At 33.5% G+C, this 12864-nt stretch carries 12 protein-coding genes; 8 read left to right on the plus strand and 4 right to left on the minus strand.

Annotated elements, in window-relative coordinates:
* Positions 1-6: 6 nt before the first annotated feature.
* Entirely contained in the window at positions 7-429 is a 423-nt protein-coding gene (locus tag V8G56_RS00640) for an OsmC family protein (protein WP_395436505.1), read from the minus strand.
* A 67-nt stretch (positions 430-496) separates the two neighbouring features.
* Here V8G56_RS00640 and V8G56_RS00645 point away from each other — a divergent pair, with 67 nt between their 5' ends.
* Both V8G56_RS00645 and V8G56_RS00650 read left to right on the plus strand, forming a co-directional pair.
* A complete protein-coding gene (locus V8G56_RS00645; RefSeq protein ID WP_395436506.1) occupies positions 497-1087 on the plus strand; it encodes a carboxymuconolactone decarboxylase family protein in 591 nt (196 codons plus the stop codon).
* Between the two features lie 11 nt (positions 1088-1098).
* Positions 1099-1878: a toxin-antitoxin system YwqK family antitoxin gene (locus V8G56_RS00650; RefSeq protein WP_395436507.1), complete on the plus strand. Its 780-nt coding sequence runs from the start codon at positions 1099-1101 to the stop codon at positions 1876-1878.
* Positions 1879-1882: 4 nt separating this feature from the next.
* Here V8G56_RS00650 and rsmI read toward each other — a convergent pair whose 3' ends face one another.
* Both rsmI and V8G56_RS00660 read right to left on the minus strand, forming a co-directional pair.
* Positions 1883-2560 carry a 16S rRNA (cytidine(1402)-2'-O)-methyltransferase gene (gene rsmI / locus V8G56_RS00655; protein ID WP_395436508.1) on the minus strand — a complete coding sequence of 226 codons (678 nt, stop codon included), beginning with the start codon at positions 2558-2560 and terminating at the stop codon, positions 1883-1885.
* Positions 2560-3303, minus strand: coding sequence for a hypothetical protein (locus tag V8G56_RS00660; protein ID WP_395436510.1), 744 nt, complete (start codon positions 3301-3303; stop codon positions 2560-2562). The genes rsmI and V8G56_RS00660 overlap by 1 nt, the downstream gene beginning before the upstream one ends.
* 107 nt (positions 3304-3410) lie before the next feature.
* Here V8G56_RS00660 and V8G56_RS00665 point away from each other — a divergent pair, with 107 nt between their 5' ends.
* The 5 genes from V8G56_RS00665 (at position 3411) to V8G56_RS00685 (ending at position 9611) form a co-directional block, all read left to right on the plus strand.
* On the plus strand, positions 3411-4058 hold the full coding sequence (locus tag V8G56_RS00665) for a thymidine kinase (protein ID WP_331629878.1): 648 nt from the start codon (positions 3411-3413) through the stop codon (positions 4056-4058).
* Entirely contained in the window at positions 4051-5157 is a 1107-nt protein-coding gene (alr, locus tag V8G56_RS00670) for an alanine racemase (RefSeq protein ID WP_395436511.1), read from the plus strand. The genes V8G56_RS00665 and alr overlap by 8 nt, the downstream gene beginning before the upstream one ends.
* 71 nt (positions 5158-5228) lie before the next feature.
* Positions 5229-5630 carry a large conductance mechanosensitive channel protein MscL gene (gene mscL, locus V8G56_RS00675; protein WP_395436512.1) on the plus strand — a complete coding sequence of 134 codons (402 nt, stop codon included), beginning with the start codon at positions 5229-5231 and terminating at the stop codon, positions 5628-5630.
* A 145-nt stretch (positions 5631-5775) separates the two neighbouring features.
* Positions 5776-6765, plus strand: a complete 990-nt coding sequence (locus V8G56_RS00680) for an aspartate-semialdehyde dehydrogenase (protein WP_395436513.1) — start codon at positions 5776-5778, stop codon at positions 6763-6765.
* A 125-nt stretch (positions 6766-6890) separates the two neighbouring features.
* On the plus strand, positions 6891-9611 hold the full coding sequence (locus tag V8G56_RS00685) for a T9SS type B sorting domain-containing protein (protein ID WP_395436514.1): 2721 nt from the start codon (positions 6891-6893) through the stop codon (positions 9609-9611).
* A 7-nt stretch (positions 9612-9618) separates the two neighbouring features.
* Here the strand turns inward: V8G56_RS00685 and V8G56_RS00690 are convergent, their stop codons facing one another.
* Positions 9619-10419 carry a carboxylesterase family protein gene (locus tag V8G56_RS00690; protein ID WP_395436515.1) on the minus strand — a complete coding sequence of 267 codons (801 nt, stop codon included), beginning with the start codon at positions 10417-10419 and terminating at the stop codon, positions 9619-9621.
* 243 nt (positions 10420-10662) lie between these two features.
* On the opposite strand from V8G56_RS00690, the gene V8G56_RS00695 reads away from it, so the two are divergent.
* Positions 10663-12819: a prolyl oligopeptidase family serine peptidase gene (locus tag V8G56_RS00695; RefSeq protein ID WP_395436516.1), complete on the plus strand. Its 2157-nt coding sequence runs from the start codon at positions 10663-10665 to the stop codon at positions 12817-12819.
* Positions 12820-12864: the final 45 nt, after the last annotated feature.

The following is a 12864-nucleotide window of genomic DNA, read 5'->3' on the forward strand; positions in this document are numbered from 1 at the left end:
TACAGGCTATTGATTATGGAAATGAGTTTCTATTTTTAACTCTGAAAATTGACGAAACATTTCCATAACACCACAATATTTTTCAATGGATAAATCAACGGCCTTTTGAAGTTTGCTTTCATTGAGTTCATTTCCAAAAAAATGAAATTCCACAGTGACTTTATCATAATATTTTGGATGTTCTTCTGTGAGATTAGCCTCTATTTCAATTTTAAAATCGGTAACCTTTAGCTTCATTTTTTTTATTAATGAGGCTACATCCAAGCCCGAACAACCAGCCAACGCAGACAACATCAATGCTTTAGGTCTATAGCCTTCTCCTTTTCCGTCATTTTCAGGACCTGCATCAATAAACAAATTATGTCCAGATGGATTGGTACTTTCAAACTTCATATTTCCTTTCCAGGTTGTTGTAATATGATTCGTCATTTCTGTATTATTTTTTGTTACTTGTATATATCAAAAATACATATAAAATTACTAAAAAAAACATCCTATGCCATTAGTTACACCGCTCTCTGCAGACCACGATTTAGAAACCAAAAACCTTGCAGAATTTTTTAATGAGACTTTAGGCTTTTGTCCTAACTCCGTATTAACCATGCAACGCCGTCCGGCCATCAGTAAAGCGTTTATTAATTTGAATAAAGCGGTTATGGCTAATGAAGGCAGAGTGACTTCTGCTTTAAAACGTATGATAGCCTGGGTCAGTAGTAATGCCACAGGTTGCCGGTATTGTCAGGCACATGCCATAAGAGCTGCGGAACGCTATGGTGCCGAACAAGAACAGTTAGATAATATTTGGGAATACAGAACGCATCGCGCTTTTAATGAGGCAGAACGCGCTGCTTTAGATTTTAGTTTAGCGGCTTCTCAGGTGCCTAACGCAGTTGATGAGTCTATAAAAAAACGATTGTATAAATTTTGGGATGAAGGTGAGATTGTAGAAATGCTTGGTGTGATAGCATTGTTTGGCTATCTGAATAGATGGAATGACAGTATGGGAACCAGTATTGAAGATGGTGCGGTTGAAAGTGGTAACCAATACTTAGGGAAGCATGGATGGGAAAAAGGGAAGCACATTTAAAATTATAGCCAATGAAATCTTTTTTTAAAGGAGCATCCACAATAGTCGTCCTTTTGTCTTTAAGTCTTTCTTTTAGTTGTAAAGAAGAAAAAACTGAATTGACATTTAAACTCATTGAGAGAAATTCATACTTCATGGATTCATATAATGGAATTAGCGTTTACCGCGATAACACTACACGAAAGCCAATGACTGGTCATTTTTTGGTAGGCAATAAGTTAAAGAAATGGGAGGAATTTAAATTAAATGAAGGCATATTAAATGGTGATTACATTGTGTTTCATGATAACGGAGAAAAATTTTCTTGCTCAAGTTATTTAAATGGTAAACTTAATGGAGATGACAAAACTTTTTATCTATCAGGGGCATTGAAAAATGTAAAAACCTACAAAAATGGTAATCGTTATGGTAAAAGCATTTCATATTTTGAAAGTGGCCAAATTCAAAATGAATCAAGAATTGAAAATGAAAAAGCAGTAGAATCTATTTCATATGATATCATTGGAAACATCCTCTCTCAAATGTTTATTAAAGATGGGAAAACCATAACTCAAAATATTAAAAATGGGAAAATGTTTTCAGAACACATATCGTCTAATTATGATAATTTTGAAGCTATAAAATTTTATAATGAAGACGGCAGTTTAAAGGTCTATTTGCGCATGTTAGATCAAGGAGACAATCATTATTTAGTAGAACTTGATGGGAATGGTGAGGAAATAAAAAGAATAGATATAAAAGCAAATCCTCAAGAGTTTATAAAATACAAGGAGTTTTTTGTTGACTTATAAAATCTTATTTATGAGTTTTCCCACCAACACAAATCACAATCTCACCTTTTGGTGGTTTGTTCGTATAATAGACTAAAACCTCTTTGGCGGTTCCACGAATGGTTTCTTCATATAATTTGGTGAGTTCTCTGGAAACAGAGACTTGCCGGTCTTCACCAAAATACTCGCAAAAATTGGCTAAGGTTTTTAAAAGTTTATGCGGGCTTTCATAAAAAATAATGGTTCTGGTTTCTTCAGCTAAGAACAATAAGCGAGTTTGTCTTCCTTTTTTTACTGGCAAAAAACCTTCAAATACAAATTTGTCATTTGGCAACCCGGAATTCACCAATGCGGGCACAAAAGCAGTTGCGCCTGGTAAACAATCTACTTCTATATTATTTTCAATACAAGCTCTTGTTATTAAAAAACCGGGGTCTGAAATAGCCGGCGTCCCAGCATCGCTAATTAAAGCCACACTCATTCCGCTTTTTAATTTTTGAATGAGATTTTCAACGGTTTTATGTTCATTATGCATGTGGTGTGATTGCATATGTGTTGTAATCTCATAATGCTTTAATAGTTTTCCTGAGGTACGGGTATCTTCGGCAAGAATTAAATCGACTTCATTTAAAACCTCCACGGCTCTAAAAGTCATGTCTTTTAAATTCCCAATAGGCGTTGGAACAATATAGAGTTTACTCATTAATTAAATTTACTTTCTATAATTTCCATAAAACGTTCTTCATAAACTTCTTTGCCTATCCAATTATTATAGTCTGGCTTTACAATACTTTTGATAAGTTTACTCGCTTCTATAAAACTGCTGGCAGTATTCACCTGAGATAATACGCGCTCATAGTCTTCAGCTTTTCCTTCAAACAAATGTTTTATAAAGGCCAATTTATCATTTAATCCGATATTTAAAGTATTCGCTTTTAGCCTATCATTTAAAGATTTTTTTTCCTCAGTCAATCCATTGATATTTTTAGAAATGGCGTCAAAAACAGGCATATTTTTAAAATCGGCGGTTAAGCTTTCTAAATCATCTTTATCAATCCGTTTTTTGGATAAAACTTGGTCTAATACCTCATCTTCATTCTTGGTTTCCAAAGGCATATGAGCTACCATATCTTTAATGGTTTTCATCCCAGGTTCCATAATTGACTCTTGGTCTGTTTCATCAAGATTGATATAAATTTTATCTTCAACCTCAATGGTATCACTTATAGTGTTATTAAATGCGGTATCCAGCATATCAAAGAAAGAGGAATCATTTCCAAGAGTTGGAATGTCATCTTCAAAATTTTCATGAGCAAACTTTAATACCGCCAGCTTTTCATAAAGAGCTTGAACTTCTATATGCATTTTTATGACATCTTCCTTTCCTTTTAGTTTTAGAATTCTGTGTGCTATACTCATTAGGTCAGATTCTAGCTTCTTCTTCATTATTTTTAATTTTTTAGATTTCTATTATTTAGGCTTTTATTTTTAATAAATTTACGCCACCTTTATGCAAACGAATATTTGGTTTGTTTTAGTGTTAAAATTACAAAATGTTTCTCGAAAATACCGTAAATCAGAAAGAACAATTTGGGTGGATTGAAGTGATCTGTGGCTCTATGTTTTCTGGAAAAACAGAAGAATTAATCCGCAGGCTTAAGCGTGCCCAATTTGCAAGACAAAAAGTAGAGATTTTTAAACCTGCTATTGATGTGCGCTATAATGAAACCATGGTAGTCTCTCATGATGCCAATGAAATACGTTCAACACCAGTTCCAGCCGCCGCTAATATTCCTATTTTAGCCGATGGCTGTGATGTGGTTGGTATTGATGAAGCTCAGTTTTTTGATGACGAAATTATACGTGTTTGTAATGATTTAGCAAATAAAGGTGTACGCGTCATTGTTGCTGGCCTGGATATGGATTTTAAAGGGAATCCTTTTGGCCCCATGCCTAATTTAATGGCAACTGCTGAGTATGTAACCAAAGTGCATGCTGTTTGTACCAGAACAGGTAATTTAGCACAATATAGCTACCGGAAATCTAAAAATGACAACTTAGTACTTTTAGGAGAAGTTGAAGAATATGAGCCTTTAAGCAGGGCTGCCTTTTATAAAGCCATGATGCGAGATAAAGTGCGTAACATGAAGGTCAATGATGCAGAAGAAGTGACTTCAAAACCAAAAAACACAGATGCCTAAAGCGCAAGAAACCATCCTTGAAATTGATTTACAGGCACTCAAACATAATTTTGAGTATTTAAAATCAAGAGTTCAACAAGGCACACAAATGATGGGTGTTGTTAAGGCATTTGCTTACGGAAGTGATGCTAATGAAATTTCGCTTTTTCTTCAAGATTTAAATATTGATTATTTTGCAGTAGCTCATGCACATGAAGGTATTGCATTACGAAATGCAGGTGTCACCAAACCTATTTTGGTTCTGCATCCTCAAGCAATTAACTTTAAACTATTAATTGATCATTGTTTGGAGCCGAGCCTATATAATGCCAAAATTTTTAATGAATTTATAGCGATAGCCTCTCAAGAAGATCAAACTCATTATCCTGTTCACATCAAATTCAATACAGGCTTAAATCGCCTTGGATTTTCCGAAAATGATGTTAATTATTTGATTTCAAAGCTCAAAGAGAATAACTGTATAAAGGTCAAATCACTATTTTCTCATTTAGCCGCTAGCGAAGATTTAAATGAAAAAGATTTTACGCTAAATCAAATAAGTTCTTTTAAAAATATTTCTGAAAATTTTATTATTAAATTAGGGTATAAGCCCATGCTTCATATTTGTAATACTTCTGGTATATTAAATTATCCTGAAGCCCATTTTGATATGGTTCGCACCGGTATTGGTCTATATGGCTTTGGAAATTCTAAAAAAGAAAATGTTCACTTCAAACCAATAAGCACTTTAAAAACAATTATTTCCCAAATACACGCTATTGAAAAAGGGAAATCTGTTGGATATAATAGAGCTTATAAAAGTGACGGTTTCATGAAAACAGCTACGTTGCCCATTGGTCATGCCGATGGTATTGGAAGACAATATGGCAATGGTAAAGGATTTGTGCACATTCATGGTAAGCCTGCGCCCATTATTGGTAATGTTTGTATGGATATGATTATGGTAAACATTACACACATTGATTGCAAAGAAGGTGATGAAGTGATTGTGTTTGGCCCTGAGCAAACTGCAGAATTATTAGCTGAAACGGTACATACTATTTCTTATGAACTTATTACGGCTATTTCAAAACGCGTAAAACGGGTTTACATAAAATAAGGAGATTAACAAATGTTAATGTTTTCACTTTTTTGATTATTTTAGTAGTTCACTAACTAAAAATTATAATCATGTTAAAAGAATTCAAAAATTTTATAATGACGGGTAACGTCATTGAATTTGCAGTTGCTGTGATTATGGCCGGGGCCGTTGGTCTGGTTGTAAATGGTTTTGTAAATGACATTGTAATGCCTTTTGTAGGACATTTTACTGGTGGCGTTGATTTTGCCAATTTAAAAATAGTCCTTACTGAAGCGGTTCCTGCCAATGGCGATGCCGCTGCTATTGCAGAAAATGCTATCAGATATGGTGCCTGGATAAATACACTAGTTAATTTAGTTATTGTTGGTTTAGTGATGTTTATCATTATAAAAGCCTACGGAAAAATGAAAAAACCGGCACCAGCACCAGCGCCATCAGGACCTTCTGATAATGATTTACTAAAAGAAATCAGAGATTTGCTTAAAAAATAACAATATGTTAAATAAATAACAATGTGTTATTTGTTGTTAAAAAGGCCTTCTTTTAAAAAATTGAGGTCTTTTTTTCATTTTTACAACGTAATTAATACCTAATTTTGCTCACCAAATCTTATTAATTTTTTTTAAAATAAAACATATGAAAGTTGCTGTTGTTGGTGCCACAGGTATGGTTGGCGAAGTCATGTTAAAAGTTCTTGCAGAAAGAAATTTCCCTATTACAGAATTATTTTTAGTAGCTTCAGAACGTTCTGTTGGCAAACAATTGATTTATAAAAACAAAGAATATACGGTTATTGGTTTAGAAGAAGCAGTTGCTGCTAAACCACATGTTGCTATTTTTTCAGCTGGTGGAGGCACGTCTCTTGAATGGGCTCCAAAATTTGCCGCCGCAGGCACCACGGTCATTGATAATTCATCTGCCTGGAGAATGGATCCTACTAAAAAATTGGTGGTTCCAGAAATCAATGCCCATGAATTAACAAAAGACGATAAAATTATTGCAAACCCCAACTGTTCAACCATTCAAATGGTCATGGCTTTGGCACCACTTCATAAAAAATATAAAATGAAACGTGTCGTCGTTTCAACATATCAATCCGTTTCGGGTACGGGCGTAAAAGCTGTTAAGCAATTAGAAAATGAAATTGCCGGCATTCAAGGAGAGATGGCTTATCCTTACCCAATAGGAAGAAATGCACTGCCTCATTGTGACGTATTTGAAGCAAATGGCTATACTAAGGAAGAAATGAAATTAGCCAGAGAGCCTCAGAAAATATTTAATGATAAATCTTTTTCAGTTACTGCTACAGCCGTTAGAATTCCAACTTCTGGAGGTCATTCTGAATCTGTCAATGTTGAGTTTATAAATGATTTTGATTTATTAGAAGTTCGTCAACTACTAGGTGAAACGCCTGGTGTAGTTTTACAAGATGATACGGCAACTAACTTATACCCTATGCCCATCTTTGCACATGATAAAGATGAGGTTTTTGTAGGGCGATTAAGAAGAGATGAAACGCAACCAAACACTTTAAATATGTGGATTGTTGCTGATAATTTACGAAAAGGTGCTGCAACTAATGCTATTCAGATTGGTGAAGCATTAATTGAAAGAGGTCTTTTATAAAACATTCATGTTTTGAAATACTATTAAGCTTTTACATAAAAATGTAAAAGTTTTTTATTCAAAAAATTACATTGATTTTGTCTATATATATTTTTTTGTAAATTACTGCATGTAATTAACAAAACATGAAATTATATTTTTCATTTTTATTAATAATTTTTATTTCGGTTTCTCAAGCACAAAGTGAAGCCGATAGTTGGTTTTTTGGGAGCGGTTCAGGATTAAAATTTAATGGCACATCAAAACCTTTTCCTCAATATGGAAGTTTAAGAACCTTTGAAGGTTGTGCCTCTATATCAGATGGCAGTGGAAATCTTTTATTTTATTCTGATGGTTCTACTGTTTGGTCTAGAGATCACAAAATAATGCCTCGAGGAATTAATTTACTCGGTGACGAATCTAGTACTCAGTCTGCACTTATTGTTCCACATCCAACCTTGACTAATATATACTATTTATTCACTGTTGGCTCTACTCAGGTCCCTTCAGGATATCATTATTACACTATCGATATGAATAAAAATAATGGAATGGGGGATGTTATTGGTTCAGCAGTCGACCTGTCCGGTGATAGCGATGGCTATGATTGGTCTGAAAAAATCACCGCAGTAAATGGAGATGAATGTAATGTTGTCTGGGTTATTTCATTAGTTAGTAATTTATACTATGTTTATAAAGTAGATGAAAATGGGGTAAATCCCACGCCGGTAATATCTCAAGTTAATTTTATTTCAAGTCCATTATCTCGAGGATATTTAAAGGTTTCACCCAATGGTAAAAAATTGGCTTCAGCTCATCAAGGTAAATATGGCAGTGATCATGGATTATATTTATATAGCTTTGATAATAGCAATGGAAAAGTAATAAACGATGGTATTACTCTATTCGATAAATCTATACAAACCTATGGTGTAGAATTTTCACCAAAATCAACCAAACTTTATGCTTCTACTATAAATGATGATGAATATAAATTATTTCAATTCGATTTATCCAGTTCTAATATTAAAAATTCTGCTGTTTTAATACATGAAGAGCAACCCGCATACAGAGGGGGATTACAATTAGGGCCTGACTTAAAAATTTATGCAACTATCCCCGAAACCTATACTATTGGATCTCCTTATTTAGATGTCATTCTTTTTCCTGAATTAAAAGGGTCAGCATGTAATTTTATTACTGATTATATCTTTTTAGGAGCCGATAATGTTGTTATGCAAGGGTTGCCTCCATTTATTCAATCCTTTTTTTATGAAGGTGAAATTAACATTGTAAACCCTTTTGAACCCGTTACTGTTGAGAGTCGTGAATTAGAACTTTGTTTGGGTGAGAGTTATACATTAATGGCAGAAAATATTATTGGGGCTGAATATCAATGGTCATTCAATAATGGAAAACTAACAGTTGATTTACCTACTCCAAGCCCTGCAAATCAATTAAACATCAATACTATTGGGGACAATATTTCTGGACTATATACTCTACATGTCATCACAAATGATGAATGCAATTCATTATTAACTGGAGAGGCCAATGTTAGTTTCACAACCCCCCCCGTCATAAACCCTTTTGCGTCTCTTAATAGTTGTGACCTATTTGACGATAATTCTAATGATGGTTTAACAACATTTAATCTTGAAAATAGCCTTACTGACATTACGTACGGAAATCCAGATAATTATGATGTTTATTTTTATTTAAACGATGTAGACGCTGAAACTGATTTATACAACCAAAACAGTTTGCCCCAATTCTATAGAAATACTAATCAAAACCAAATTATTTCAACTAAAATTTTTGTAAAAAACTCTAAATGTTATAGTTTAGGGAAACTACAATTATTTACTAGCCCTTCCATAACTCTTAATGCCATTGCCATGGCTGGTTGCGATATTAATAACAATGCCAACTATATCTTTGATTTAGATGAACAACAAAATAGTATTATTATTTTAAATGGTTTGTCCAGCACAATTGATATTCAATTTTTTGAAACAATTGAAAATGCCGTTAATATTGAAAGTCCATTAGACAATAACTTTGAGTCTTCAAATAAGACAATATATTTTTATGCCACGGATAATGGCCAATGTTACGGTTCTGGCTCGTTTAATTTAATTGTTAATCCACTTCCTCCAATTAATACTGAAGAAGAAACATTAGTGGTATGTTACAATCAATTTCCTCTTATTTTAGATTCTTCAATTGACTCAGAATTAGTTTTAAACTATGATTTTTTATGGAGCTCAGGAGAAATTAGTAGTTCAATTATGATATATTTCGATCAAACTGTGTCTGTTAAGGTTACAGATAAGAACTCACTATGTGAAGCTGTAAAAACCTTTAAAGTTATACAATCATTTTCGCCAGTAATATCAGGTGTAGAGATTAATATTAACAACGGAAAAGTAACAATCCTAACTACCGAAAATTTAGAGAATTCATATGCGCTCGATGATCCGAATGGTTTCTATCAAATAGAAAATATTTTTTACAATGTTTCTCCAGGCATACATAACGTTTATGTGAAAAATGAAAATGAATGTAATATTACAAGTCGAGAAATTTTTGTTTTAGGTTTTCCTAAGTTTTTCACCCCTAATAACGATTCAAACAATGATTTTTGGGAGATTAAAGGTTTAGAATTAGATAAATATTCTATTTCAAATATTAAAATCTTCAATAGATATGGAAAACTTTTAAAAGAATTGTCTCCTGATTCTAAATGGGATGGGACTTACAATGGCAAAAAATTACCCGCTTCAGATTATTGGTTTTTTGTCGATATTATTGATCTCAGTAACAACATTAAAACCTATAAAGGGCACTTTAGTTTGGTATTATAGTTTAAACTTAGATCCAAATTTGATTTTGAAGCCAGGTAACGGCATCTTGTAAATAAGAAACATAATCACACGGAGCATAGTGAGACAATCCATCAGCTATAACAAATTCAATATCACTTCCAGCACCTCTAGAGTCATTAACAAACCCTTCTGTAATTCCAATGGGAAATAATTCATCTGCATTACTATGAATAACATACAAAGGAATGTTTATCTTAGAAATAGACCCATCAGCTCTTCTTGGGTTGTATGAACTCGCCATTGCAATTGCTGCCGTAAAATACTGAGGAAAAAAATCTGCATATAACCAACTTGCATTACCTCCATTACTATAGCCTGTAACCAAAACTTTTGAATCATCTATATTGAAATTTGATTTAGCCAAGGTTAATAAATTTATAACTTGAATTTGGTTAGATATACTATACCACTGCTCTGTTCCAGCATTGGGGCTAATAATAAAGGCGTTTAACGCCTCCAGTCCAGGCTCTATATAGCAACCCGTTGTTTGATGAGCTGTGGTACTTCCTCCCGACGCCCCGTGTAACGCCATAACCAAGGGTCTTTTATTTGTTTCAGAAGCATCAGATGGAACTATTATTCTAAAATTCCAATATACGCCAGCAACTAACGATTCAAGTGAAACATCATTTATTCCAGGTTGAATGTCTAAGTTTTTAAAATCTTCGTTTACATCTTCAAGCGTTCTAGAATCTAAGATGATAATATCCTCTTGTTTATCACCACTACAAGAGAAAACTGTTGAAAAAACAATAATTAGAAAAAGTGTTTTTATTTTATTTTTCATAGGAGTCGGTCGATTTGTACCAAATATAATAAAATAATTTTTCATTGTATTTTATTGAATGTATCAGGTATTTCGATAGCACTATAAAAATCTTTAGTACTTTCTTACTAATTCTAGTAGTGTTTTTAAAATTAAATAAATGAGGCATTTTATAAAACATGCTTGTTTTAAAATACTATTAAGCCTTTACATTTCTATATAAAAGCCTATTTATTGTTTATTTTTGTTAATAAATCTTTTGTCATGAAAAAATTAATATTAAACTTGTTTTTGCTTGTTTTGTTAATTGCTTGTAAAAAAGAGCTTTCTGAAAAAAATGTAGTAACCGTGAAGTATCCCGAAACTAAAACTGTTGATAGTGCTGACACTTATTTTGGTGTTGAGGTAAAAGACCCTTTTCGTTGGCTGGAAGATGATACTAGTAATGAAACTGAGGCATGGGTGAAATCTCAAAACAAAACTACTTTTGATTATTTAGAAAAAATTCCTTTTCGAGATAAACTTAAAGAACGTCTTTCAAAATTATGGAATTACGAAAAACTAAGCGCTCCTTTTGTTGAAGGCGATTATACCTATTTTTCAAAAAATGAGGGTCTTCAAAATCAAAATGTATATTACAGAAAAAAAGGCGAAGGTAAAGCTGAAGTTTTTTTAGACCCAAATACCTTTTCTAAAGATGGGACTGTGTCGCTTGGAGGTATGAGTTTTTCGAAAAACGGAAAAATACTAGCATATGCTATTTCTGAAGGAGGAAGTGATTGGCGCAAAGTAATTGTCTTGGATGCTGAAACTAAAAACATTGTAGAAGACACCTTAGTTGATGTTAAGTTTAGTGGCATTTCCTGGTATAAAAACGAAGGTTTTTATTACTCAAGTTACGATAAACCAAATGGCAGTCAACTATCTGCTAAAACAGACCAACATAAAGTATATTACCATAAACTTGGAACTCCACAAAAAGAAGATCTATTAATTTTTGGTGGAAAACCGGAAGAAAAACATCGCTACATATATGGCACTGTTACTGAAGATGACAGGTACTTAGTGATCACACCAAGAATTTCCACCTCTGGCAACAAACTTTATATTAAAGATTTATCAATACCAAATAGTAAACTAATCACCATTTTAGACCACACTGAAAGCGAAACTAATGTTATAGAAAATGAAGGCAGTACATTATTCCTTGTAACTAATCTTGATGCCCCTAACAAACGAGTAGTTAGTGTTGATGCATCGAATCCTACACCTGAGAACTGGGTGGATGTCATTCCTGAAACCGAAAATGTATTGAACATTTCAAAAGGAAGTGGTTATTTGTTTGCTGAATATATGGTAGATGCGCTTTCAAAAATAAAACAGTATGATTTTAAAGGCACGTTTATCAGAGATATTGAGTTGCCCGGTCCTGGTTCTGCAGGAGGTTTTTCAGGAAAAAAGGAAGACCCTACTTTATACTATTCCTTTACTAATTATAATACGCCCTCAAGCATTTATGAATTAAATCCAACAACAGGTAAAACCGCGCTATATTGGAAGCCAGCAATAGATTTTAATAGTAATGATTATGAAAGTAATCAGGTGTTTTATACTTCAAAAGATGGCACAAAGATTCCCATGCTGATTACTTATAAAAAAGGACTTGAGTTAAACGGGAATAACCCAACCATTTTATATGGTTATGGTGGATTCAATATCAGTTTAACGCCTTCATTCAGTATTGCTAATGCTGTTTGGATGGAACAAGGAGGCATATTAGCAGTGCCAAATTTACGTGGTGGTGGTGAATATGGACGGAAATGGCATGATGCCGGCATACTTCAAAAAAAACAAAATGTGTTTGATGATTTCATCGCAGCAGGAGACTATTTAATCGCAAACAAATATACTTCCCATGATTATTTAGCCATTAGAGGTGGCTCCAATGGTGGTCTATTAGTTGGTGCGGTGATGACACAACGCCCTGATCTAGCTAAAGTGGCATTACCCGCCGTTGGTGTTTTAGATATGTTGCGCTATCACACCTTTACTTCTGGAGCTGGATGGGCTTATGATTATGGTACTTCTGAAGAAAGTAAAGACATGTTTGAATATTTAAAAGCTTATTCTCCTGTTCATAATGTAAAAGAAGGGGTGGAATATCCTGCAACTTTAGTGACTACAGGCGATCATGATGATCGTGTGGTACCTGCGCATAGTTTTAAATTTGCGGCTGAATTACAGCGTAAACAAACGGGTTCAAACCCAACCTTAATACGAATAGAAACTGATGCGGGGCATGGTGCCGGAACTCCGGTTAGTAAAACCATTGAACAATATGCAGATATTTTTGGTTTTACCTTATATAATATGGGTTTTAAAGTCCTGCCGAGCAAAATAAAAGAAAAAATAAAAGGATAAATAGAAACTTTTAAAAAGTAAAAATCGCTTGGAATCCAGGCGATT

It is taken from the genome of Gaetbulibacter aquiaggeris, assembly GCF_044003965.1.
GTDB lineage: Bacteria > Bacteroidota > Bacteroidia > Flavobacteriales > Flavobacteriaceae > Yeosuana > Yeosuana aquiaggeris.

Excerpts from the sequence above, each read along its gene's own strand:
- V8G56_RS00640 (WP_395436505.1), bottom strand. The coding sequence starts at position 429 with ATGACGAATCATATTACAACAACCTGGAAAGGAAATATGAAGTTTGAA.
- V8G56_RS00645 (WP_395436506.1), top strand. The coding sequence starts at position 497 with ATGCCATTAGTTACACCGCTCTCTGCAGACCACGATTTAGAAACCAAA.
- V8G56_RS00650 (WP_395436507.1), top strand. The coding sequence starts at position 1,099 with ATGAAATCTTTTTTTAAAGGAGCATCCACAATAGTCGTCCTTTTGTCT.
- rsmI (WP_395436508.1), bottom strand. The coding sequence starts at position 2,560 with ATGAGTAAACTCTATATTGTTCCAACGCCTATTGGGAATTTAAAAGAC.
- V8G56_RS00660 (WP_395436510.1), bottom strand. The coding sequence starts at position 3,303 with ATGAAGAAGAAGCTAGAATCTGACCTAATGAGTATAGCACACAGAATT.
- V8G56_RS00665 (WP_331629878.1), top strand. The coding sequence starts at position 3,411 with ATGTTTCTCGAAAATACCGTAAATCAGAAAGAACAATTTGGGTGGATT.
- alr (WP_395436511.1), top strand. The coding sequence starts at position 4,051 with ATGCCTAAAGCGCAAGAAACCATCCTTGAAATTGATTTACAGGCACTC.
- mscL (WP_395436512.1), top strand. The coding sequence starts at position 5,229 with ATGTTAAAAGAATTCAAAAATTTTATAATGACGGGTAACGTCATTGAA.
- V8G56_RS00680 (WP_395436513.1), top strand. The coding sequence starts at position 5,776 with ATGAAAGTTGCTGTTGTTGGTGCCACAGGTATGGTTGGCGAAGTCATG.
- V8G56_RS00685 (WP_395436514.1), top strand. The coding sequence starts at position 6,891 with ATGAAATTATATTTTTCATTTTTATTAATAATTTTTATTTCGGTTTCT.
- V8G56_RS00690 (WP_395436515.1), bottom strand. The coding sequence starts at position 10,419 with ATGAAAAATAAAATAAAAACACTTTTTCTAATTATTGTTTTTTCAACA.
- V8G56_RS00695 (WP_395436516.1), top strand. The coding sequence starts at position 10,663 with ATGAAAAAATTAATATTAAACTTGTTTTTGCTTGTTTTGTTAATTGCT.